Source organism: Ruegeria meonggei (assembly GCF_042768335.1).
Taxonomy (GTDB): Bacteria; Pseudomonadota; Alphaproteobacteria; order Rhodobacterales; family Rhodobacteraceae; genus Ruegeria; species Ruegeria meonggei.
The window spans coordinates 1205904-1227524 of sequence record NZ_JAXHBT010000001.1 but is presented as its reverse complement, the minus strand read 5'-3'; the positions used below and the strand labels follow the sequence as shown (position 1 = coordinate 1227524).

The 21621-nt window shown below is 57.3% G+C and carries 21 protein-coding genes; 15 read left to right on the top strand and 6 right to left on the bottom strand.

What is annotated here, in order from left to right:
• Together SJY13_RS06095 and SJY13_RS06090 are read right to left on the bottom strand one after the other, a co-directional pair.
• Positions 1-531 (bottom strand): TadE/TadG family type IV pilus assembly protein, encoded by a 531-nt coding sequence (locus SJY13_RS06095; protein WP_085821851.1) that lies wholly within the window; start codon positions 529-531, stop codon positions 1-3.
• On the bottom strand, positions 528-2138 hold the full coding sequence (locus SJY13_RS06090) for a pilus assembly protein TadG-related protein (protein ID WP_377188938.1): 1611 nt from the start codon (positions 2136-2138) through the stop codon (positions 528-530). Before SJY13_RS06090 ends, SJY13_RS06095 begins: the two co-directional genes overlap by 4 nt.
• Positions 2139-2465: 327 nt before the next feature.
• Between SJY13_RS06090 and SJY13_RS06085 the strand changes: the two genes are divergently transcribed.
• The 4 genes from SJY13_RS06085 (at position 2466) to rpoD (ending at position 8466) form a co-directional block, all read left to right on the top strand.
• Positions 2466-3896, top strand: a complete 1431-nt coding sequence (locus tag SJY13_RS06085; RefSeq protein ID WP_085821849.1) for a Glu/Leu/Phe/Val family dehydrogenase — start codon at positions 2466-2468, stop codon at positions 3894-3896.
• A 137-nt stretch (positions 3897-4033) separates the two neighbouring features.
• Positions 4034-4330 carry a hypothetical protein gene (locus SJY13_RS06080; RefSeq protein WP_377188935.1) on the top strand — a complete coding sequence of 99 codons (297 nt, stop codon included), beginning with the start codon at positions 4034-4036 and terminating at the stop codon, positions 4328-4330.
• A gap of 80 nt (positions 4331-4410) precedes the next feature.
• Entirely contained in the window at positions 4411-6360 is a 1950-nt protein-coding gene (gene dnaG, locus SJY13_RS06075) for a DNA primase (RefSeq protein ID WP_377188932.1), read from the top strand.
• Between the two features lie 114 nt (positions 6361-6474).
• Positions 6475-8466: an RNA polymerase sigma factor RpoD gene (gene rpoD / locus SJY13_RS06070; protein ID WP_085821846.1), complete on the top strand. Its 1992-nt coding sequence runs from the start codon at positions 6475-6477 to the stop codon at positions 8464-8466.
• A gap of 185 nt (positions 8467-8651) precedes the next feature.
• Here rpoD and SJY13_RS06065 read toward each other — a convergent pair whose 3' ends face one another.
• A complete protein-coding gene (locus SJY13_RS06065; protein ID WP_085821845.1) occupies positions 8652-9671 on the bottom strand; it encodes a helix-turn-helix domain-containing protein in 1020 nt (339 codons plus the stop codon).
• A 382-nt stretch (positions 9672-10053) separates the two neighbouring features.
• Here SJY13_RS06065 and SJY13_RS06060 point away from each other — a divergent pair, with 382 nt between their 5' ends.
• From SJY13_RS06060 to ribD, 6 genes are all read left to right on the top strand, one after another.
• The gene (locus SJY13_RS06060) at positions 10054-10467 is read left to right on the top strand and encodes a thiol-disulfide oxidoreductase DCC family protein (RefSeq protein WP_377188927.1); all 414 of its coding nucleotides are present in this window, start codon (positions 10054-10056) and stop codon (positions 10465-10467) included.
• Positions 10468-11016 carry a DUF4166 domain-containing protein gene (locus SJY13_RS06055; RefSeq protein WP_377188924.1) on the top strand — a complete coding sequence of 183 codons (549 nt, stop codon included), beginning with the start codon at positions 10468-10470 and terminating at the stop codon, positions 11014-11016.
• 78 nt (positions 11017-11094) lie between these two features.
• Positions 11095-11496, top strand: a complete 402-nt coding sequence (locus tag SJY13_RS06050) for a hypothetical protein (protein ID WP_377188921.1) — start codon at positions 11095-11097, stop codon at positions 11494-11496.
• 18 nt (positions 11497-11514) lie between these two features.
• The gene (locus SJY13_RS06045) at positions 11515-11928 is read left to right on the top strand and encodes a secondary thiamine-phosphate synthase enzyme YjbQ (protein ID WP_377188918.1); all 414 of its coding nucleotides are present in this window, start codon (positions 11515-11517) and stop codon (positions 11926-11928) included.
• Between the two features lie 120 nt (positions 11929-12048).
• Positions 12049-12519, top strand: coding sequence for a transcriptional regulator NrdR (gene nrdR, locus SJY13_RS06040; RefSeq protein WP_058274803.1), 471 nt, complete (start codon positions 12049-12051; stop codon positions 12517-12519).
• Positions 12516-13616 (top strand): bifunctional diaminohydroxyphosphoribosylaminopyrimidine deaminase/5-amino-6-(5-phosphoribosylamino)uracil reductase RibD, encoded by a 1101-nt coding sequence (ribD, locus tag SJY13_RS06035; protein WP_377188914.1) that lies wholly within the window; start codon positions 12516-12518, stop codon positions 13614-13616. Before nrdR ends, ribD begins: the two co-directional genes overlap by 4 nt.
• Here ribD and SJY13_RS06030 read toward each other — a convergent pair.
• From SJY13_RS06030 to SJY13_RS06020, 3 genes are all read right to left on the bottom strand, one after another.
• Positions 13613-15613, bottom strand: coding sequence for a capsular polysaccharide biosynthesis protein (locus SJY13_RS06030; protein WP_377188911.1), 2001 nt, complete (start codon positions 15611-15613; stop codon positions 13613-13615). The genes ribD and SJY13_RS06030 overlap by 4 nt on opposite strands.
• Entirely contained in the window at positions 15613-16746 is a 1134-nt protein-coding gene (locus tag SJY13_RS06025) for a polysaccharide biosynthesis/export family protein (RefSeq protein ID WP_085821837.1), read from the bottom strand. The genes SJY13_RS06030 and SJY13_RS06025 overlap by 1 nt, the downstream gene beginning before the upstream one ends.
• Positions 16747-16839: 93 nt before the next feature.
• Positions 16840-18138 (bottom strand): capsule biosynthesis protein, encoded by a 1299-nt coding sequence (locus SJY13_RS06020; RefSeq protein ID WP_377188907.1) that lies wholly within the window; start codon positions 18136-18138, stop codon positions 16840-16842.
• A 138-nt stretch (positions 18139-18276) separates the two neighbouring features.
• Between SJY13_RS06020 and SJY13_RS06015 the strand changes: the two genes are divergently transcribed.
• The 5 genes from SJY13_RS06015 to SJY13_RS05995 all read left to right on the top strand — a co-directional run bounded on the left by SJY13_RS06015 (position 18277) and on the right by SJY13_RS05995 (position 21495).
• Positions 18277-18864, top strand: a complete 588-nt coding sequence (locus tag SJY13_RS06015) for a riboflavin synthase (RefSeq protein WP_377188905.1) — start codon at positions 18277-18279, stop codon at positions 18862-18864.
• A gap of 111 nt (positions 18865-18975) precedes the next feature.
• Complete coding sequence (gene ribB / locus SJY13_RS06010; protein WP_377188902.1) at positions 18976-20097, top strand: 3,4-dihydroxy-2-butanone-4-phosphate synthase; 1122 nt, start codon at positions 18976-18978, stop codon at positions 20095-20097.
• A 2-nt stretch (positions 20098-20099) separates the two neighbouring features.
• Entirely contained in the window at positions 20100-20651 is a 552-nt protein-coding gene (locus SJY13_RS06005; RefSeq protein ID WP_377188899.1) for a 6,7-dimethyl-8-ribityllumazine synthase, read from the top strand.
• Positions 20648-21130, top strand: coding sequence for a transcription antitermination factor NusB (gene nusB, locus SJY13_RS06000; protein ID WP_377188896.1), 483 nt, complete (start codon positions 20648-20650; stop codon positions 21128-21130). The genes SJY13_RS06005 and nusB overlap by 4 nt, the downstream gene beginning before the upstream one ends.
• A gap of 59 nt (positions 21131-21189) precedes the next feature.
• On the top strand, positions 21190-21495 hold the full coding sequence (locus tag SJY13_RS05995; protein ID WP_085821831.1) for a hypothetical protein: 306 nt from the start codon (positions 21190-21192) through the stop codon (positions 21493-21495).
• Positions 21496-21621: the final 126 nt, after the last annotated feature.

Sequence of the window (21621 nt, the reverse complement as noted above, 5' to 3'; positions counted from 1 at the left end):
TTATGGCTCCTGAACGAAGGCAGTTGTCGAAGTTAGTGCGATCTGACCGGTCTCATCAACCAAAGCGCGCCCCATGGCCGAAGTTGGAAAAACGGGGTCGACTCTTGCACAGGCGCGCAAGATCATCAGTTCGTTTGATGCACCATTGCTGAATTCACGAACCGGTTTTACTTCTTCGGAATTGTCTGTGCAGTCAGCCTCGGCAGGCAGGTTCACACCTACAAACGCGTCTTGGATGATCATTTCCAGTTGTAGATTAGATGAGCAGTCCCTGATCACTGCCGCCTTTTCGCAGATCGAAGCTTTGATCTCATCATGAGTGGGGTTAGCGCCCGTACCCAGGCGAATATCACGCACCGTCCGGTCCACTGAATGCTCCAGCATCGCCTGCTGCATGGTCACCAGTGAGTATTCCATTGCGCTGAGGATAAAGAACATGAACACCGGAAAAATGATCACGAACTCCACGGTCACTGCGCCGTTTTCCTTGCGCTTAAAACGCACCACTTTACCAAGGAGTTTGCGGATCATTGCGTCAACCTCAGCTTTTTGATCGAGGACGCGATAAATTCGAAAGCGTCTTCAAGTTCGTCACCATCGACGTCGTAGACATGGCTTATCGAGCTTGCGCAATCAACGATTGTGTTCAGACCGCTTTGTGGGGCTTCAAAGGCGATACCATAGACGATCATGCCTTTGTCTTTGGCTGCACCGCAAATATTCGAGGTGCGTGTGTTTTTCGTCCCAGAACCTGTGCTTCTGTACACGTCACGATACCAATTCTGAACATAGTCACTTTGGAAGTAATAGTTGTTGACGGCGTTCCAGTACACAGATGCCCGGTTGAACAGTTGAGGATAAGTAAGGCGGGTTGCCTCACCAGGCTCGTTGTCGCCGTAAGCGTGGTTGGCAAACTGGTCCTGTTGTGTCCAGAAAAAGCGATCAGGATCGGTAGATACGCGTACGCTGTATTCGCCTCTTTTACCACTGTCACGAACATAGTCCGGGTTGAACCAAACATCCGACATGCCATCACGATACTCGGATTCAAGACGGTACTGCGATGTATTCTGCCCATCGGTCATTACGATAACCACCTTCAGCACGTCCTCTTCATACGAGAGAGGGCGGTCGCTGAATTTGTTGGGAACGATGCCTTCTGTAGCCAATTCGCTGGTAATGGTGCGGAATTGAGGATCCAACATTGCCGAACCCCATTTCATACCAATATCGATCGACGTGTTTCCGTTCGGCGTCAACGCGTCGATTTGATCATGCAGATCGTCAATATCGTCGGTCAATGCCGTGATCTCACTACCTGAACGTACCGGACAAACAGGGGCCGAGATTGGGTTTTCCGAATTTGTGAAAACGTCAAAATGGCCGGTTCTTTGCAGAACGGTCGACGGGCTCAGCGCAGCGCTGTTGAACTGGCTGGAAGTGAAGTTCACGCAATGGGAATAATTGTGTTCGGAAGAAACGTTGTCAAACTTGTCCAGAATGTTTGCACCAGCGTTGACCTGAGTTGCGTATGGAATAATGGAAATCGAAATTGTGTCTTCTTCCGTCTTATCCAGCATGTCCGTTACAAATTCTTTCGCCGCTTCTCGCAACGTCGCAATCTTGGAAACCCCAGGCGTTGCCGAAGCGCGGCTCATTGAGCCGGACATATCCAGAACCATCGAAATTTCGATGAAGCCTATAGACTCTTCCGCGGTGCTTGCCGCATTGGCTGTCAACTCGGGAACTCCGGCAAAGCTCATGAAGTGAGTATCGACAACAACTACGGCCGTTGCCGAAACAATCCTGGATCCCAGTCTTTCCTGAACGGTAATCGTGTCCAGCTTGTCGCTGAGCCCGGCCTTGTCGAGATAGGCTTCCACTACGTCGCGAGGTGGCAGTTTCTGATCAAGGTCAGCTGCCGCAAGAACAGCACGGTCCAGTGTGGACTGGAGGTTCGCCCTGTCGCGTTCGAAATTCATGATGTCGACGCCGATACCGGTCGTGGCAAAGATTACCAGGAACCCCATTAAGACGAATATCGTAAAATTCCCGTCTTCGCTCTTTGTGAACCGTCGGGACATGGATACACTGTCTTTAATTTTCTTCGTACCGTTCTTTAATACGCGCCTTACCATCCTGGTGACCTCGCTGAGCAGACATCCAACACTGCTAAGGAAAAGTTAACACTAGGAAATTAACGCCGAATCGTGGCGGGAATTGGGCGATATAGCCCTGGTTCTGGTGTCTTTGCTGGTATTTGAAGGATAATTTTACGGTCTTTGACCCGTCTGTCCCTGTTTCCGCTACAATAGCGAAGGTAAGCCCGAAATATGGCGACTCAGCTGCCGCCGGAAAGTTTTCTGCGACTTTTGCGCTTTTATTTCTGCATAATTATTGATCGTTTACTCATTGGGTGCGACAAAACGTCAGGACGCAAGTCGTTCGCTGGCACGGAGGATTAAATGACGGCCATAAAAGAACCCAGCTTTCGCGAGAGTGTAGATCTCATGTTCAACAGAGCGGCGTCTCTGATGGATCTGCCCCCGGGGCTGGAAGAAAAAATCCGGGTCTGCAACGCCACCTACACGGTGCGGTTCGGCGTTCGCCTACGTGGAGAGATCCACACATTCACAGGATATCGATCCGTTCATTCCGAGCATATGGAGCCGGTCAAAGGGGGTATTCGATATGCCCTTGCAGTGAACCAGGACGAGGTTGAGGCGCTGGCAGCGCTGATGACTTACAAATGCGCGCTGGTCGAAACACCTTTTGGCGGCTCAAAAGGGGGGCTGTGTATTGATCCTCGCAAATACGAAGAGCATGAGCTGGAACAGATCACCCGTCGTTTCGCTTATGAGCTGGCCAAGCGTGACCTGATCAACCCGTCTCAGAACGTACCTGCCCCGGATATGGGCACGGGCGAACGTGAGATGGCCTGGATGGCCGACCAATACGCGCGAATGAACACGACGGATATCAACGCGCGGGCCTGCGTTACCGGCAAGCCGCTGAATGCGGGTGGCATCGCCGGACGGGTCGAAGCGACTGGCCGGGGCATCCAATACGCTCTGCGCGAGTTTTTCCGGCACCCCGAGGATGTCAAAAAGGCGGGTCTGTCAGGAAAACTGGATGGCAAGCGCGTGATCGTACAGGGGCTGGGCAATGTGGGATACCACGCGGCCAAATTCCTGAGCGAGGAAGACGGATCGCGGATTGTGGGAATCATCGAATGGGATGGCGCATTGTACAATCCCGACGGGATCGACGTTGAATCGGTGCGCCAGTGGATCGTGAAACATGGCGGCGTCAAAGACTATCCTGACGCCACTCACACGGCCGAAGGCGCTACGGTGATGGAGCAGGAATGTGAAATTCTTGTTCCGGCGGCACTTGAGGGTGTCATCAACCTGACCAACGCGGACCGGATCAAGGCACCTTTGATCATCGAGGCGGCAAACGGACCTGTCACGGCAGGTGCGGATGAGGTCCTGCGCAAGAAGGGCACTGTTATCATTCCCGACATGTATGCAAATGCGGGCGGCGTGACAGTGTCTTACTTCGAGTGGGTCAAGAACCTGAGCCACATCCGCTTTGGCCGGATGCAACGCCGCCAGGAAGAGGCGCGCCACGAGCTGATCGTCAGCGAGTTGGAGCGGCTGGACCGTTACCTGGGGGATGCGTGGTCAATGTCGCCGGACTTCAAGGCCAAGTACCTTAGGGGTGCGGACGAACTCGAGCTGGTGCGCTCTGGCCTCGATGACACCATGCGTATTGCTTATCAGGCAATGCGCGAGGTTTGGCACAGCCGGGATGATGTCGAAGACCTGCGAACCGCAGCTTATATAGTGGCCGTCGACCGGGTCTCGAAAAGCTATCGCGCCAAGGGGCTTTAACCCATGGCCTTGCGGGCAGGCAGGTTACGGCCTGCTTGCCCGCAGTATCAATTGATCCCATGCGATGAAAAGTAAGATGGCAGGCCAGTTGTCATCTGGGTAAGCTGCCGCGACAGAAACGAATCCGGGAGACCCCCATGTTGCGTATCGCCATCGCGGCCATTGTTTTGGCCACACCTCTGGCTGCCGAAGAAACCAAAAAACAAAGCTGCCAGTATCAGGCGGATGTCGTTGCGGCGATTCAAAAAGCACGACTGGATCGTGTCAAGGAACGCAACGTGCCGCAGGCCGTTGCTGACACGTCCCCCACATGGCCAGAGAACTATAATGCAGCTGTGCCGCTGATCACCCCTTGGGTCTATGAGCAAAAAATGCGCGACGTACGCAAAAAAGACCTGGGCGCCGCGTGGTTGGAGCTTTGCCTGCAGCAATAATCCACAGCGACTTCATTTCTCTGTGGACAAACGCGCGTCATCCCCTTGGCGCGCGTTTCCGTTTCTGTCAGGTTTGATGCATGTCACTGCCTCCTGGATTTCTGGATGAATTGCGCACCCGGCTCAGCCTGTCTCAGGTTGTTGGGCGCAAAGTCATGTGGGATGCGCGCAAATCCAACCAGGGCAAGGGCGACATGTGGGCGCCGTGCCCATTTCATCATGAAAAGACGGCCTCGTTCCATGTGGATGACCAAAAAGGGTTCTATTACTGCTTTGGATGTCATGCCAAAGGTGATGCGATCAGCTTTGTGAAAGAGACCGAAAATGTCTCTTTCATCGAAGCGGTTGAGATTCTGGCGCGCGAGGCCGGGTTGCCGATGCCCGCTCGGGACCCCAAAGCGCAGGAAAAACAGGATCACCGGTCGCAACTCGCCGAGGTGATGGAGCAGGCGGTGCAGTTCTTTCGCCTGCAACTCAAGACCGGGGCAGGGGCCGAGGCCCGCGATTACTTGAAACGCCGCGGGTTGGACGACCAGGCGCTTGACCGGTGGGAGATCGGTTTTGTGCCGGAAGGCTGGCAAGGTCTGTGGGATCATCTGCGCGGCAAGAACGTGGCAGAGGATCTGATCCTGGACGCAGGGCTGGCTAAACCATCGAACAAGGGCAAAAAGCCGTACGACACGTTCCGCAACCGGATCATGTTCCCGATCCGTGACCCGCGTGGCCGGTGTATCGCCTTTGGTGGCCGGGCGATGGACCCAAATGACAACGCAAAATACCTGAATTCGCCCGAGACCGATTTGTTCGATAAGGGCCGCAGCCTTTATAACCACGGCCCCGCTCGTCAGGCAGCAGGTAAGGGGCAACCGCTGATCGTGTCCGAAGGCTATATGGACGTGATCGCGCTGGGCGAAGCCGGGTTTGGTGCGTCTGTCGCCCCATTGGGGACTGCGATCACCGAACATCAGCTGCAACTGCTGTGGCGCATCTCGGATGAGCCGATCATTGCACTGGATGGCGACACGGCGGGCCTGCGCGCGGCGATGCGTGCGGTCGATCTAGCGCTGCCGTTGCTTGAGGCCGGGAAATCCCTACGGTTTGCCCTGATGCCCGAGGGGAAAGACCCCGATGATCTGCTACGGGCCGAAGGGGCAGGCGCTGTGCAATCGGTTCTGGATGGCGCTATTCCGATGGTCAAACTGCTGTGGCAGCGCGAAACCGAGGGCAAAGTATTTGACAGCCCCGAGCGTAAGGCGGCGCTGGACAAAACTCTGCGCGACAAGATCAAGCTGATCCGGGATCCGTCGATCCGGTCGCATTACGGGCAAGAGATCAAAGACCTGCGCTGGCAGTTGTTCCGCCCACAGCGGCAACAGCAAAACCGGTCCTGGCAACCGCGCGGCAAGTGGAAACCTCAGCCGCAGCCGGCGTCGCCCGGGGCGCGGGCCTCGTTTCTGGCCTCTTCCGAGAATGCCGAGATTCAGTTGCGCGAAGCTGCTATTCTGGCCATCGCCGCCCTGAATCCACAAGTCGTCGTTCAGTTCGAACACCAGTTGGAGGAGATGGAGTGCCGCGATCCCGATCACGCATCGCTGCGCCACGCCATTCTTCGCCACGCCATAGACGACCCCGACAGCCTGAAGGATCATATCGCCGAAAATTTGGGGCCGCAGGCCCTTGAAAACCTGCTGGCCCTTCGCCATGTCGCAGTAATCCCTAGTGTGTCCAAACCAGGCGACGTTGAAAAGGCCGAGATGACTCTGGCCGAAGAACTCGCAAAGATCAAAGCGCTCCGGGGATTGGATGCTGAGATTGCCGAAGCCGCAGAGGAACTGTCCGATTTGGCCGATGAGGCGCTGACATACCGGCTGGCCCAGGCCGCCGAAGAGCGTAACCGCACAAGCCGCAGCCAGAACGAGGACAAGGCTGTTTTCGACATTGCCGACAATGGCGCGCGAATCAACCGCGACGAGAAAGATGCGTTCAAGGCAATCACGTCAGGTATCAATTTCGAACGAAAACAGCGCTAAAGTGGTGTTTTCGTAAGGCACTGGAAAAGAAAAACGGGTAAACGGGTGGCCGAATCACTTTCACGCGCTAATGATTCGGTTCATACGAATCACCCATCCCTGCAGGAGCATTGAATGGCCGCCAAGGATACGAACGAAGACCGCAAATCCGACGAGCAGGAACAGGAAATCTCGCTGGACATGAGTCAGGCCAACGTCAAGAAGATGATCGCCGAGGCCCGCGAGAAAGGTTACATCACCTACGACCAGCTTAATCAGGTTTTGCCACCTGATCAGGTCAGTTCGGAACAAATCGAAGATGTTATGTCGATGCTGTCCGAAATGGGCATCAACATCATCGAAGATGAAGAGGCCGAAGAGGAAGAGAACAAAGGCTCGACCGAACTGGTGACGACTGACAGCAACCGTGAGGTGGCGCTGTCAGGTGCGGCAACCGAAAAGCTGGACCGCACGGATGACCCCGTCCGCATGTATCTGCGCGAGATGGGCAGCGTTGAGCTGTTGAGCCGCGAAGGCGAGATTGCCATTGCAAAGCGGATCGAGGCGGGTCGGAACACGATGATCTTGGGCTTGTGCGAAAGCCCGCTGACATTCCAGGCGATCACGATCTGGCATGACGAATTGCTTTCAGAAGACATTCTGCTGCGCGACGTTATTGATCTGGAGACCACTTTTGGCAACCAGCTTGACGAAGACGGCGATGTCGAAGAGCCGGTCGTCGACACGTCAGCTGTGCAAGCAGCCAAGCCGGCCAAAGAGGAAACGGGTCCAGAATTGGACGCGGACGGCAACCCGATTGCCAGCGACGATGATGATGACGAAGACGAACAGGCCAACATGTCTCTGGCTGCTATGGAAGCAGCGCTGAAGGATCAGGTTCTGACGACGTTGGAGCGGATCTCAACTGATTTCTCGATGTTGTCCGAGATGCAGGACAGTCGGATTTCGGCGACTCTGAACGAAGACGGTTCGTTCAGTGAAACGGACGAGGCGACCTACCAAAAACTGCGGGCAGAGATTGTTGAGCTGGTGAACGGGCTTCACCTGCATAACAACCGGATCGAAGCGTTGATTGACCAGCTCTATGGCATCAACCGGCGGATCATGTCCCTGGACAGTTCAATGGTAAAGCTGGCCGATCAGGCCCGCATCAACCGCCGCGAATTCATCGACGCCTATCGGGGCCGCGAACTAGACCCGAACTGGATGGCTGAGATGGCCGAAAAGCCTGGTCGTGGGTGGCAGATGTTCATCGAACGGTCGACCGACAAGGTTGAAGAATTGCGCAACGACATGGCGCAGGTCGGTCAATATGTCGGTCTGGATATCAGCGAATTCCGTCGCATCGTGCAGCAGGTACAAAAGGGCGAGAAAGAAGCCCGTCAAGCCAAGAAAGAAATGGTCGAGGCGAACCTGCGCCTGGTGATCTCGATCGCCAAAAAGTACACGAACCGCGGCCTGCAATTCCTTGATCTTATTCAGGAAGGCAACATCGGCCTGATGAAGGCGGTGGACAAGTTCGAATACCGCCGTGGTTATAAGTTCTCGACCTATGCAACCTGGTGGATTCGTCAGGCGATCACGCGGTCCATCGCAGATCAGGCCCGCACGATCCGTATTCCGGTCCACATGATCGAGACGATCAACAAGCTGGTTCGTACCGGACGTCAGATGCTGCACGAGATCGGCCGTGAGCCGACGCCGGAAGAACTGGCTGAAAAGCTGCAGATGCCGCTCGAGAAGGTGCGCAAGGTGATGAAAATCGCCAAAGAGCCGATCTCATTGGAGACGCCCATCGGCGACGAGGAAGACAGCCAGCTTGGCGATTTCATTGAGGACAAGAATGCGGTGCTGCCATTGGACAGCGCCATTCAGGAAAACCTCAAGGAAACCACCACACGGGTTCTGGCCTCGCTTACCCCGCGGGAAGAACGCGTTCTGCGGATGCGCTTTGGCATCGGCATGAACACTGACCACACGCTGGAAGAGGTTGGACAACAGTTCAGCGTGACCCGCGAACGGATCCGCCAGATCGAAGCGAAAGCGCTGCGCAAGCTGAAACATCCCAGCCGGTCGCGTAAGTTGCGATCCTTCCTGGATCAGTAACCCCCGAAGGCGCCTCAACCGAGGCGCCTTTTTTTTGGCTACGGGCGGTTCACGTTGTCTGCCGGTACGATCAAATTGGCGAGAACTCACAAGTCGCGGCCTGTGCGCCTTTCTATATCTCCAGTGTCCACTCATGGGACAGGCCGGGGCGAGGCGTCGCCGCTGATGACCCCCGGCCACCGGATTCAAGTTTTGACCGGAAAATCCAAACGGCTTCGGAACGAACTGGGTGCCAGACCAGTCCAACGTTTGAACGCCGTCGAAAACGCAGGTTGATCAGCATAACCCAAAGAAAACGCGATCTCGGACAGTGGCATGCCGTTGGTGATAAAAGTCTGGGCCAGATCGCATCTGAGGTCATCGACTATGTCGCGATAGCTAGCCCCTTCATCCTTGAGACGACGGGCAAAGGTGCGGGGGCTCATGCCCAGATTGGCCGCGACGTCTTCTGCCTGAATGATCGCGCCGGGCAATGAGCGGGTAATGAGCCCTTCGACCTGGGCGCGCAACCGTTGCTTGGGTGAGCGCCGCTCAGCCATCACGCGTTCACCATATTCCAGAAGATGCTCGCGCAGGTTCGAATCGTAGGTGGGAACCGGTATATCCAGTGAGGACAGGGCCAGCACAAATTCCAACCGCTCGGCGCCGAAAACAACCGGAAAACCAGCCAGTTTCTGAAACTGTTTGCTGTTTTCACCGACCTCGTGCTGAAAGCGTATTTCAATCGGATAGAAATTCGATTGGGTCAGGCTACGCATGCGGGCCAGCCCCGCGAACATCAGAAACTCGGTGCGCCGATGATACCGGGCATAGCTGGCATCCTTCCAGTCGGCCTCAATCGTGGCGAAATTCCCGGCATGGCGCAGGCTGAAGAAAATCGCGGGATCAATCATCCCATGAAACCGCGACGTATTCTCGATGACCTGCCTCAGATCGCGCGAGTATTTGCTGATATAAGCGGTCAGGCTGGAGGATGAAGTGAACTGCATCCCAGCCTGCGCAGCAAAGGTGATATCCCCCAGCGCATCGCAGGCATATCGCACGAACAGCGCCTCCTGAGTGGCCGTGTACGTCGTGTCCGAAGCCGCAATTGCTGCCCGGTCCAGTCCGCATTTATCAAGGATGCGGTCTGCCGTATCCGGAGTTTCCGCCTGTTGGTCCAGAGATCTGGTTAGCAATTGGATGCGGGAGATATGAACTTCCATGGCTTTTTCTACTGCATTCTCAATGGATTTGCACGTGATTGCGGGTGCTTGCGATCAATCGGTTGGTTCCGGAATACGTTTGGTTATAAAACTCGGCGGCGACGTTTGACAAGAAATCGAACACTTTTGGCTGATGCGCACAAGACCAGATGCGCGGGATCGAATAGTTTCAGCGCGTTGTCGGGTTAGTGCCTTATGGGGATGGGGTCAGAGCCACGGAGTTTTGCCACAAAGACACCGGAGGCTCCCCGGCATGTTATCTATTTTGTGCATCTGACCAAATGGCCACTTGTCGCATTGCCTGAATTGGGGCGCGATGAAAGGGTGCGCGGCAAGGGAACAACTGGGCGCAGTTTTGATGCCGAACCAAACAAGTGCCGCAATGCCGGATAGCGGCGACCTGATCGTATTTGATGGAGAATGCGTTCTGTGTTCCGGTTTCTTCAGGTTTATGGTGGCGCAGGACACGGCGCAGCGATTCAGGTTTGCCACGGCTCAATCGCCATTGGGGCAGAGGTTGTACGCAGAACTTGGTTTGCCGACGGATAAATTCGAAACAAATCTGGTGGTTGTGGATGGCGTAACTCACCAGCGGCTTGATGCCTTTGCTGCAGCCATGCGTGCTTTGCCGGGGGGGTGGCCTGTTCTGTCGCTTTGCAGGTTCCTGCCTGGCCCGGTCAAAGACCCCCTATACTACGCCATCGCCCGGAACAGGTATAAGATATTCGGCCGTACCGAGGCTTGTTTGATCCCGGAAACCAGTTTGCGGTCCCGGTTCTTGCCCGAGGGGTTTTAAGTGCAACCTGATCCCTTTCTGCAGGCCTTGCCAGAGGATAGTGAGCTGCCAATGGCTGTTCGCCGACTACACGGCAATACAGGTCTATATTCGGGGCGCTGCGATGTCCGCAGGGGACGGGGCCTGCTGATCGACCTGATGTTGCGACTTGGACGCTTTCCCCTAAACGCCGAAGATATCCCAGTGCAGGTCAGGATCGAGCGGAACGGGCACGAATGGACCTGGCAGCGGGATTTCAACGGACACACCACGTGCTCGCGGCTGACCCATGATCACGAAACCGGGTCTATTCGTGAAAAACTGGGTTGGGTGACGTTGTGGCTGAAGCCAGAGGTGTCAGATGGGCGTATATTTATCCACATCCGTCGCGTGAGCGTGCTGGGCCTGCCATGCCCTGCGTTCCTGTTGCCGCGATCTTCAACCGCTGAATGGCAGGGCGAAGACGGTCATTTCTGGTTTGACGTATCGGCCGAGGTGCCAATGCTGGGCCGGTTGATCCGGTATCGCGGCTGGTTGACGCCTGTTCACGCCGATGGGCACTGTGGCTGAAATCATCGTGAACCGGCTTTGCCGGCTTTCATTGTAAACTAAGTCAATACTTACCTCGAAACAGGAAAGAGTATGCTTATGGAAAAGATATTATCTTACGCAGTATTTGCTGCCCTTGTGCTGGGCACTCCGGCGTCGGCGTTTAACGGCCGTCTCGGATATCAGACGGTTGCGGTGAACAGTTCAATATTTGAAGTGATCCCGCGTGGACGCACGGACGCAGATGGCTATTGGTGTGCCGCCGCCGACTTTGCCCGCAGATCGCTGGGTGCGGGTTGGCAGCAGCCAATTTATGTTGTGCGCGGCTATGGCCCCAGCGAAGCGACAGGCCGCAGAACGGCCGTGCAGTTTTCGATCACGCCGCCAAAAGGCGTTGATCTGAACGTCATGTCGAACTCTGTTGGGTTCATCCCGGGCCAAAGCCGGTCGGTTCAAAGCGCAAACGGCCTGTGCAATCGCCGTCCGCTTTTCGACAACTAAACGGAGTATCGTTGCGTTTTGCAGACCGAGTTTCTTATTTCGACGTATGGTCCGGGGTTGTACGAATTCACCAAGGATGTGCGAAACTGGCTAAACTCGGTCGAACGTGACGGATTGCTGACCCTGTTTGTACGACATACGTCGTGTTCGCTGGTTATTCAGGAAAACGCAGATCCTGAAGTGCGAACTGATCTGAGTGCTTTCTTTGACCGGCTGGTGCCGCCCTCGGATCATCCCTCGATGGCGTATTTGCGACACACCTATGAAGGGCCAGATGACATGCCCGCCCATATCAAGGCCGCGCTTTTACCGGTGTCCTTGTCTATTCCGGTGGCATTCGGCAAGCCGGTGCTGGGAACATGGCAAGGCATTTTTCTGTTTGAGCACCGCACAGCGGCGCATCAGAGAAGGGTCACTGCCCATTTCGCGTGACCCCTTTATCTTGCGGTGAAAATTTCCGACTACCCAAATCCTAGCGGCTGCCCTATAGTTGTGGATAAGTAAGCCAGAGTGCTTACAAAAGAGGCCGAACCAGGGACGAGGAGACGGCGGATGCGCTGCCCGTTTTGCGGAAACATCGACACACAAGTCAAAGATTCACGCCCGGCAGAGGATCATGCTGCGATCCGCCGGCGCAGATTTTGCCCGGCCTGTGGCGGACGGTTCACAACCTATGAACGCGTGCAGTTGCGCGATCTGGTGGTGATCAAAACCAATGGCAAACGCGAAGATTTCGACCGCGATAAGCTCGAACGCTCGATCCGCATTTCGATGCAGAAACGGCCCATCGATCCCGAACGTATCGATCAGATGATCTCGGGTATTGTGCGGCGTCTGGAAAGCATGGGTGAGACCGATATCCCGTCCAGCAAGATCGGCGAGATCGTCATGGAAGCTCTGGCGCGGATCGACACCGTGGCCTATGTTCGCTTTGCGAGTGTGTACAAGAATTTCCAGGCGGCCGATGATTTCGAGGAGTTTGTCCACGAACTGCGCCCGCCGCAGCCTTCGACGGACGAGTGAGCGAAACAGATAAGCGATATATGGCGCTGGCCTTGTCTTTGGGTCAGCGCGGGCAAGGGGCGTGTTGGCCCAACCCGTCTGTCGGCTGTGTCATCGTGCGCGTCGGACGGATTATTGGTCGTGGCTGGACCCAGCCGGGCGGCCGCCCCCATGCAGAAGCCGAAGCACTGGCACAGGCTGGTGAGGCTGCACGCGGCGCGACAGCGTATGTGTCACTGGAACCATGTTCGCATCATGGTCAAACACCGCCCTGTGCCGAGGCCTTGATCTCAGCCGGAGTATCCCGGGTGGTGTCGGCCATTGAGGACAGCGATGCACGTGTGGCGGGGCAGGGCTTTGCCATGTTACGTGAGGCCGGTATCGAGGTGACGACTGGCGTTCTGGCGGATCAGGCCGCGCAGGATCACGCAGGTTTCTTTCTGAAAACCGAACAAGGTCGACCCTTTGTAACACTTAAACTGGCCAGCAGTTTTGACGGGCGGATCGCCACGTCCAACGGGCACAGCCAGTGGATCACCGGACCTAAGGCGCGCCGGGCCGTGCATGCCATGCGCGCGCGCCATGATGCGGTGATGGTTGGGGCCGGGACCGCGCGTGTCGATGACCCCTCTCTTACGGTGCGTGATCTGGGGATTGCGGCGCAACCGGTGCGGGTTGTTGTCTCTCGTCGTTTGGACATCCCGCTGTTGGGGCAGTTAGCGCGGACTGCATCCGAGGTTCCTGTTTGGCTGTGCCACGGCCCGTCCCCGGACGCAGAACGTGCCCGCGCGTGGGAAGGGATGGGTGCTCGTTTGATCCCCTGCGCCTTGCAGGACCACCATATCGATTCTGCGGATCTGCTGCAGCAACTTGGGCATGCAGGGCTGACACGGGTGTTTTGCGAGGGCGGGTCCGCATTGGCTGCGTCCTTGCTGGCTGACGACCTTGTGGACGAGTTGGTGGGCTTTAGCGCAGGTCTGACGATCGGTGCCGAAGGGTTGCCAGCCATTGGCGCGCTCGGGCTTGAGAAACTGGACAGCGCCCCCCGGTTTGAACTGATCGAAACGCGGGCCGTAGGGCCTGATGTATTGCACCGCTGGTCGCGCGCGCTGCGTTAGCGGCGGCGCCACAGATGCGCGTGCGTGGCAAATGTCCCTTGCAGCTTGGACAACACCCGGAGCGATGGACCGCCTTTGGTGCCGGACCTGTCGGCCAAGCGTTCCAGTGCGACCTCAACCGGGCAGGGCTGGCCAGTGATCGGATCCAGATAGCGCGGGTAGTCGATCAATGCAGCATGCACCAATCCCAACAATGACGGTCGCGCGCCGCGGCGCGCCGGAACGGTGCCCAAATCCTGGGTCAGCCCCCAGCCCGCATAAAACGGCGCACCCAACGTAGTAACGGCGACGCCGCGCAACAGCGCTTCGAACCCCAGCAATGAGGTCATGGTCCAGACTTCCTGAACCTCAGACAGCAGTGCGGCCGGGTCGGTGTTTCGGACAATGACATCCGCCAGATGGGCGTCGTCCAGCGCGCCTTCGCGCAAGCCAGCCTCAACATCCGGATGGGGTTTGTAGATCACGATAGCGTCTGGGTTCGCGGCGCGGGTTGCGCGCAACAGATCGGTGTTTGTGCGTACCGATGTTGTACCCATAAGGATCGAGGCGTCGTCTTCGACCTGTCCTGGCACCAGAATACGGTGACCGGCGGGCAAATCGGGAACCGCATCGCCGGTGTTGTATTTGCTGAGGCGGCCCGTGATGATCTGCGCAACCAGACGTTCGGCGCGGATATCCTGATCCGGTCGCAGGGTTTCGCGCGCCGCGATTAACTCCTCCAACTGGCTGGGATGGGTGGGGTCGTAGTAAATGCCGAGATCGTCAGTCGCCAATGAGATAGGCGGCACCAGGCTGGCCCCCAAACCGCGCGACCGCAGAAATCCGTCTTCGACACGCACCGCATCTGTGGCGTCGCGGGCATGCCTGGCCCAGACCATGTGCGGCCGGTCGGAATTGTCCGGTTGGGCCGATGTGAACCGGATTTTCTTTTCGCGCCCGAACATTTGTTGCAGGTGCTTGCGTTTCCACACCCGCATACCCGAGGCGGTCCAGCCCTTGTGATCCTGCCGCCAGGTGCGGGTTTGCGCCTCAAGCGTGTCCAGGATTGTTTCCAGTTCACACACCTGGTCCCGGTAAGGATCGTACCAAGTCGGGTAGAGGATCATCGACGCCGCAAACAGTTGCGCCCGGGTCAGGCTGCGCTGGCGGCGGGGAAAGTGGGCCTCGTCCTGTGTCAGGCCCCACCCGGCATAAAAGGGCTGGCCGAATACACGGGGTTTGTGTCCGGCCATGATCGCCTCGAACCCCAGCTGAGAGGACAGGGTGTAGACGCCAACAGCCCCTTCCAGCAAGCACCACGGGCTGATCGGCGCTGTCATGAGCGAGACCCGGTCGGTGACATCCCGGTCCGAGAAATAGCCAGCCCTGTGACCAGCGTTGGTTTCGGGGTGGGTTTTGATCAGAACTTTGGCGCCTGGATTTTCCTCTTGTGCCATGACCAGCATTTCGCGAAACCGGGCGGCGTCGCCCCCGCTGGCGGTGACGGACGCGTCACCCTGGGTCTGATCGACCACCAAAACATAACCCGGATTGGGGGGCGGTCGGTCGGGGTCGAAGGCAGAGTACTTGCTCAGATGCAACTCGCGCACCCGCGCAATTCCATAACGGGCCCGATTCAACAAAGCCGTGTCGTCTAGAGGGTGCGTGGCCAGCAACGTCTCAATATCCGAAGGATGTGCCGGACCGAAATGAAGGCCGGATTGGTCCAACAACAGGCCAAGCGGGGCCTCACCATCGCGACCAGGATGAAGTGACCGAAGAAATGCGTCCTCAACCCGCAGGATCGGCACATTGTGTTTCGTGGCAACGGACAACCCTCGGCGGGCTGTGGGGCTATTGCCCCAAACGCCTACGACATCGCCGTCCTTGGGAAAGCCAATGCGAATATCGTACCCCTTGAGGGAAAGAATGCGCCTAATACGGCGCTGTGTCAGAAAGCCGGCATTATAGACAAACAGCCGAGACCGCTTTGACCCGGCTGTTGTTTCGGATTGCATCAACCGCCCGTCAGCGTCGCTACATTTGCGACCGGGGTCAGGCCACCGGCGATCAGCGAGATGGACTTGCTCCATTGCGCGTATGGGGCTTCGGTCACATAGATCGTGTCATCGTCGCGAATGACAAAATCACGGGCAATGAACAGCCCGTTGGGGGCAGTGAGGTTCAGCAGGTAAACCATGCGCTGTTCCCCTTGCAGATCAGAACGGCCCATGACCGAGCGGGCGATATCCTGACGTTCGTCCCGCAAAATAAAGATACCGGTGGGGTCAGAGGACAGGGATTGTAAGCCACCGACCTGCGCCAGGGCTTCAAGCGCGGACAGGTCCTGGGTGTCAAAGGCCACACGGGATTGCCCGCCTGTTGCACCCAGGGCGATGTAAGACCGGGTGTCGGCCTCTACCAGAATACGATCTCCACCGCGAAGAGCGACGTCCAGGCTGGGGTCGCGGAACAGGTCTTCGTACCAAACCGTTCCCCGGTTGTTGCCGCGGATCAACGTTACAACCGCAATGTCGGAACCAAGGGCCACCCCACCGGCACGCGACAGCATCCCGGACAAGGTGCGGCTTGGGCGTTCGATCGGGTAGACACCGGGGGCGCCGATTTCACCGGTCAACGTGACGGTGGAGCCGTCCCCGGCCGTGCGGCGCACCTGAACCTGCGGGTCGGGCGTTTGTTCGGCAAGTTTACTTGTGATCAGCTGTCGCAATTGCTCGGGCGTGTTGCCCGCGGCGCGAATGCGCCCGGCATAGGGCACAAAGATGAATCCGTCGCTGTCGACTTGTACTTGCTCTAGAATGGTGGATGAGCTCAGCTCTCCGGATAGAAGGCCATCATCGACGTTTTCCCAGATCGTCATGCCCAAGGTGTCACCGGGACGGACGGTATCTGCAGCCAGACTGGTCGCGCTGCGAAATGCGGAGGAAAACCCAAATTGCGGAACGGCTGAGGTGGCCTCGGACACCCGGTCGTCGACTTCGACAACAAATGCGTTGCCACCGTTTTCAACAGAGCCTGCCAGAATTTCACTTTTATTGGGCCCGGCCTTAGGAAGCTGGCACGCGGCCAAAAGGCCAATAGCGGCGACAAGGGAAATCCCCCGTACCCATCGGATTGGAAAACGCTTCACTGCCGGCTATCCTCAGTCGTCTTTGTTATAGTCTTTTGTTGGCCGTAAGTTATCCGGATTGTGCGATAACATCTAGCGCCGCGTGGGTCTGGGCTACTCAACAACTCGCAACTGTGGCGTCAGCGCCTCTTTGTTGGTCAGGACCGATTGATAGGGATCTTTTGCGCTGAGCATCATGTCAGCCACGCTGCGCAGCAATTGTCGCCGCCCCCGACGCGAGTAAAACCCACCCGGCACCTGGCTGGTTTTGAGCAGGAACCGTCGGTAGATTTGATAGGCACTCTGATCTGGGGGCATTGGCGCGGCGAAAAAGTCGGTTAAAGACTGGTGCGATACGAATTCAGGCTTGTCGTAAACCGATCTGCCAAAGATGCGCAGTGGGATGCCACGCCACAGAACCTGCTGCCCGGCGGTCGAGTTGATTGTGACGGCCGAATTGGCATCGTCCAACAGCTTTGCAAGCTTGCCACCAGGAACATAATGTACGCGGTCTGAAATACCATGCGTTCGCGCCATCTGACGCACGCGTTTGCGCAGAGGTTCGCGGTGGTTTTCAAGCGGGTGTTCCTTGATGACCAGGCGATGATGTGCGGGCGCGCCTTTTGCGAAGCCTTTGATCACATCCGCCACAAAATCGGACATGCAGCTATAGTCCGAATGGGACTGCACCGAACTGTCATGCCCCAGTTGCAGCAGAACCAGATGGTACGGAAACCCGCTGCTGCGCGCGCGCGCTGTGGCCCAGCGGCGCTGAATGCGATGAAAAGGCATCAGCGCCAGGCGCTTGAAATACAGGCTAAACTCTTTTGAAACAGGCAGGTCTCGATGGGGGCGAAAACTGCGGTAGCGCCTGTTCATAAACAGCACAAACCAATGATAGAGCGCCCCGTAAAAGATGTGCTGTCGCATATCCCCCCAATGGGACGGAGGCGGCGGCGTCTGTGCAAAGGACTGGTCCAGCGCCTGCTGCATCTGCGTAACTTCGAGAGACATCAGGCGGGAATTCCCGTTGGACCCGGACCTTTCGTAAGTGACCCACCACGGGCGCAGATAGCCCTCTTCGAACACGTGCACCGTGACGCCTTTGGCGCGCGCAACGTCCACGGCACAGGCATGGATCGGGCGTGTGTCACCGTAAAGGACGATATCCGTAACCCGCCGTTCGGCGATCAGCGTGGCAAGCGTGTCAGGCCAAAGTGCAGGATCGTCGCGGAACGGGGTGTAGCTTGATGGGTCCGACCAGAAGGCCTGATCGCCCGCGTTGAACCCGACACGCCAGACCTCGGCCCCTGTGGCGCGCAGCATCCGACCCAGCCCGTTGAAAAACGGGCCATGAGGTCCCTGCAAAAATAGAAACACGCGGCGTTGCGGGCCAATGGCGGAGGGTGACATCACTGCTGCTCTTGTCGTTTGTTAATGAAATTATGCCCGTTTACGCCCTTCCCGGCAAGGTGGGGCTTGTCCGGCACGCAGCTTGGGCTTAGGTCGGCTAGGAACGCTGGGCTAAAGTATGAATTAGGGGTTAGCGAAATGTTTACAGGGATTGTCACCGATATAGGCACCATCACTGAGCTGGATCAGCAAGGCGATCTGCGGGCCCGGATCAACACGGCCTATGATACGGCGGGAATTGATATTGGTGCCTCTATTGCAAGCGATGGCGTCTGTCTGACTGTTATTGCACTAGGGGACGACTGTTATGACGTTCAGATCAGCGCCGAGACCGTATCCAAAACCAATCTGGACAGCTGGGCAGTAGGTAAGCGGGTCAATCTGGAACGGGCCCTGAAGGTCGGCGACGAATTGGGCGGGCATATTGTGTCCGGCCATGTGGACGGTGTCGCGCAAGTGGTCGCTGTCGAGGACGAAGGCGACAGCACCCGCGTCACCCTGCGCGCGCCAAAGGATCTGGCTCGGTTCATTGCTCCGAAAGGGTCGGTTGCATTGAACGGGACCTCGCTGACCGTCAATGATGTCGACATGTGCGAATTTGGGATCAACTTTATTCCGCATACCAAAGAGGTGACAACCTGGGGTGATGTCTCGGTTGGGGATCAGGTGAACCTCGAGATCGACACCCTGGCGCGCTATGTCGCCCGATTGGCCGAGATGTCCTGAGCCACGTTAATCAACGCCGCGTCCTGACCGGCTCGTGCCGCATGCGGTCTGGTCTTTGAACGTCTGGTAGTCTATCCACCCGGTCAAACTTGCTTTGCGAAAGGCTGCTTCATGAGTTTTGAAACCCCCGGACCTGTCGAAGCCCAGCTGCGCGACGCGATCAGCCCGATCGAAGAGATTATCGATGAGGCGCGCAAGGGCCGGATGTACATTCTGGTCGACCACGAAGACCGCGAGAATGAAGGCGATCTGGTCATAGCTGCCGAGTTTGCTGACGCCGAGGCGATTAACTTCATGGCCACACATGGCCGCGGGTTGATCTGCCTGCCGATGACGGCTGAGCGTGTAGACGCGCTGGGCTTGCCGATGATGGCCGTGAACAACTCATCACGTCATGAAACCGCGTTCACAGTGTCCATCGAGGCGCGCGAAGGTGTATCAACGGGCATCTCAGCTGGCGATCGGGCGCTGACCGTGGCAACGGCGATCAACGAACAGAATACGATGGCGCATATCGCAACGCCGGGCCATGTCTTTCCCCTGCGGGCCAAACGGGGTGGGGTGCTGGTGCGCGCGGGTCATACCGAGGCGGCTGTCGATATCTCGCGCCTGGCGGGGCTAAACCCTTCGGGCGTGATCTGTGAAATCATGAAATCTGATGGCACCATGGCGCGTTTGCCCGATCTGGTTGCGTTTGCCAAAGAACATGACATGAAGATCGGCACGATCAGCGACCTGATCTCGTACCGGTCACGCAACGACAATCTTGTGGTCGAAACGTCGCGGGAAACCGTCAGTTCCGAATATGGCGGCGATTGGGAGATGCGTATCTTCACCGACCAAACTCACGGCATCGAACATGTCGTGATGGTCAAGGGCGACATCACCACACCCGAACCCGTTCTGACCCGTACGCATGCCTTGCACGAGGCCCCCGACATTCTGGGGCTGGGGCCAAAATCGCCCCATGAATTGCCGCGCGCGATGGAAAAGATCGCCGCCGAGGGGCGCGGCGTGGTCTGCCTGTTCCGCCAGCCCCGCAATTCGCTTTACGCAGGTGATGACGAAGGTCCACGCACTATCAAGCAAACTGGTCTGGGCGCGCAGATACTGTCCAAGATGGGTATTCAGGAGCTGGTGCTGCTGACGGATTCACCTGAAACCGTGTATCTGGGGCTCGACGCGTTTGGCCTGTCCATCGTCGGAACCCGCTCGATTCTCAAGGATGACTGATCGTGGCTGAACAAGACAAACACGGCGTTCTGCCGACACCGGCATTCGACAAACCTGTCAAACTGCTGATCGTGGTGGCTCCGTTCTATCGCGCCATCGCCGACAATCTGGTGGCTGGTGCCAAGGCCGAGATCGAAGGGGCAGGCGGCACCTGTGATGTGGTCGAGGTGCCCGGCGCGCTGGAGATCCCCACCGCCATCGCCATGGCCGACCGCCAGTGCAACTTCGACGGTTATGTGGCGCTGGGCTGCGTCATTCGCGGAGAGACTACCCACTATGAAACCGTCTGCAACGACTCCAGCCGGGCCATCCAGTTGATGGGCCTGCAGGGTCTGTGCATCGGCAACGGCATCCTGACGGTTGAAAATGACGATCAGGCCGAGGTGCGTGCTAACCCAGAAAAGATGAATAAAGGTGGCGGAGCCGCCGCTGCGGCCTTGCATCTGATCGCACTCAGCCGTAAGTGGGGCGCTTCGAAAAAGGGCGTCGGCTTCAAGCCACCGTCCGAGTCCATCCTAGTGGCGGGCGACAGCAACGGATCCACGACAGCATGACCCAGACAGACGCGCCGAAACCGGCCAACCAGAAACGCCTGATGAAATCCGCCGCCCGGCTTTACGCCGTGCAGGCGCTGTTCCAGATGGAACAGTCGGGCCAGACGACCGAACAGGTTGTGAATGAGTTTCTGGAACACCGGTTTGGCGCTGTCTATGAGGGTGAAGAGATGCTGGACGGCGATATCCGCGTGTTCCGCAAGCTGGTTGAAGATGCCGTGAATTATCAGGCACCGATTGACCAGATGACCGACCGCGCTCTGGTTGCGAAATGGCCCATCGCACGGATCGACCCCACCTTGCGCGCAACCTTCCGCGCGGCCGGGGCTGAACTGACGCAGGACGATACCCCACCCAAGGTGATCATTACCGAGTTCGTTGACGTGGCCCGTGCCTTTTTTCCTGAAGGCAAAGAACCCAAATTCGTCAATGCTGTGCTGGACCATATGGCGCATGAGGCCAAGCCCGAGGCGTTCTGACGCCTTTACCCCGAACCTGCATGCGCTAATCTGAATGTCAGAGTGCAAGGAGGTTCGCCATGCCCAAACTTATCCGTCTCTACATCACACAGGTTGCTTGGGGATTTGTCATCTCGGCCATTTTTGTCGGCGTGCTGCTGGCCCTGAACGTGGCCAACTTGCGCGGCCTGATCACCGGATCTGACATGGGTCTGATCGCGTTGGTCATGATCTGGTTCATGAATGGCATCGTGTTTGCTGGCGTCCAGTTTGCCTATGCGATCATGAGCATGGCCGACAAACCGGGCGGACCGCGCCGCGGCTCACCTGTTGTGCACAGCTTTGAACCTGCCCCAGTGCGGCAGGACGCGCCTTCAGCGAAGTAGCAACATTTGCGAAAAGTGTGGCGGGACCACCAGTCAACCGTGCGGTTTGATTCCCGAGGACCTGTATGTACAGGTGGGCGCCAGGTAATCAGGCCAGGACCTGAACAGAGCCAGCCCCCTCGGAAT

Bases quoted from the DNA above. Each gene is read 5' to 3' on its own strand.
- SJY13_RS06095 (WP_085821851.1), bottom strand. From the start codon at position 531: ATGATCCGCAAACTCCTTGGTAAAGTGGTGCGTTTTAAGCGCAAGGAA.
- SJY13_RS06090 (WP_377188938.1), bottom strand. From the start codon at position 2,138: ATGGTAAGGCGCGTATTAAAGAACGGTACGAAGAAAATTAAAGACAGT.
- SJY13_RS06085 (WP_085821849.1), top strand. From the start codon at position 2,466: ATGACGGCCATAAAAGAACCCAGCTTTCGCGAGAGTGTAGATCTCATG.
- SJY13_RS06080 (WP_377188935.1), top strand. From the start codon at position 4,034: ATGTTGCGTATCGCCATCGCGGCCATTGTTTTGGCCACACCTCTGGCT.
- dnaG (WP_377188932.1), top strand. From the start codon at position 4,411: ATGTCACTGCCTCCTGGATTTCTGGATGAATTGCGCACCCGGCTCAGC.
- rpoD (WP_085821846.1), top strand. From the start codon at position 6,475: ATGGCCGCCAAGGATACGAACGAAGACCGCAAATCCGACGAGCAGGAA.
- SJY13_RS06065 (WP_085821845.1), bottom strand. From the start codon at position 9,671: ATGGAAGTTCATATCTCCCGCATCCAATTGCTAACCAGATCTCTGGAC.
- SJY13_RS06060 (WP_377188927.1), top strand. From the start codon at position 10,054: ATGCCGGATAGCGGCGACCTGATCGTATTTGATGGAGAATGCGTTCTG.
- SJY13_RS06050 (WP_377188921.1), top strand. From the start codon at position 11,095: ATGGAAAAGATATTATCTTACGCAGTATTTGCTGCCCTTGTGCTGGGC.
- nrdR (WP_058274803.1), top strand. From the start codon at position 12,049: ATGCGCTGCCCGTTTTGCGGAAACATCGACACACAAGTCAAAGATTCA.
- SJY13_RS06030 (WP_377188911.1), bottom strand. From the start codon at position 15,613: ATGCAATCCGAAACAACAGCCGGGTCAAAGCGGTCTCGGCTGTTTGTC.
- SJY13_RS06020 (WP_377188907.1), bottom strand. From the start codon at position 18,138: ATGTCACCCTCCGCCATTGGCCCGCAACGCCGCGTGTTTCTATTTTTG.
- SJY13_RS06015 (WP_377188905.1), top strand. From the start codon at position 18,277: ATGTTTACAGGGATTGTCACCGATATAGGCACCATCACTGAGCTGGAT.
- ribB (WP_377188902.1), top strand. From the start codon at position 18,976: ATGAGTTTTGAAACCCCCGGACCTGTCGAAGCCCAGCTGCGCGACGCG.
- nusB (WP_377188896.1), top strand. From the start codon at position 20,648: ATGACCCAGACAGACGCGCCGAAACCGGCCAACCAGAAACGCCTGATG.
- SJY13_RS05995 (WP_085821831.1), top strand. From the start codon at position 21,190: ATGCCCAAACTTATCCGTCTCTACATCACACAGGTTGCTTGGGGATTT.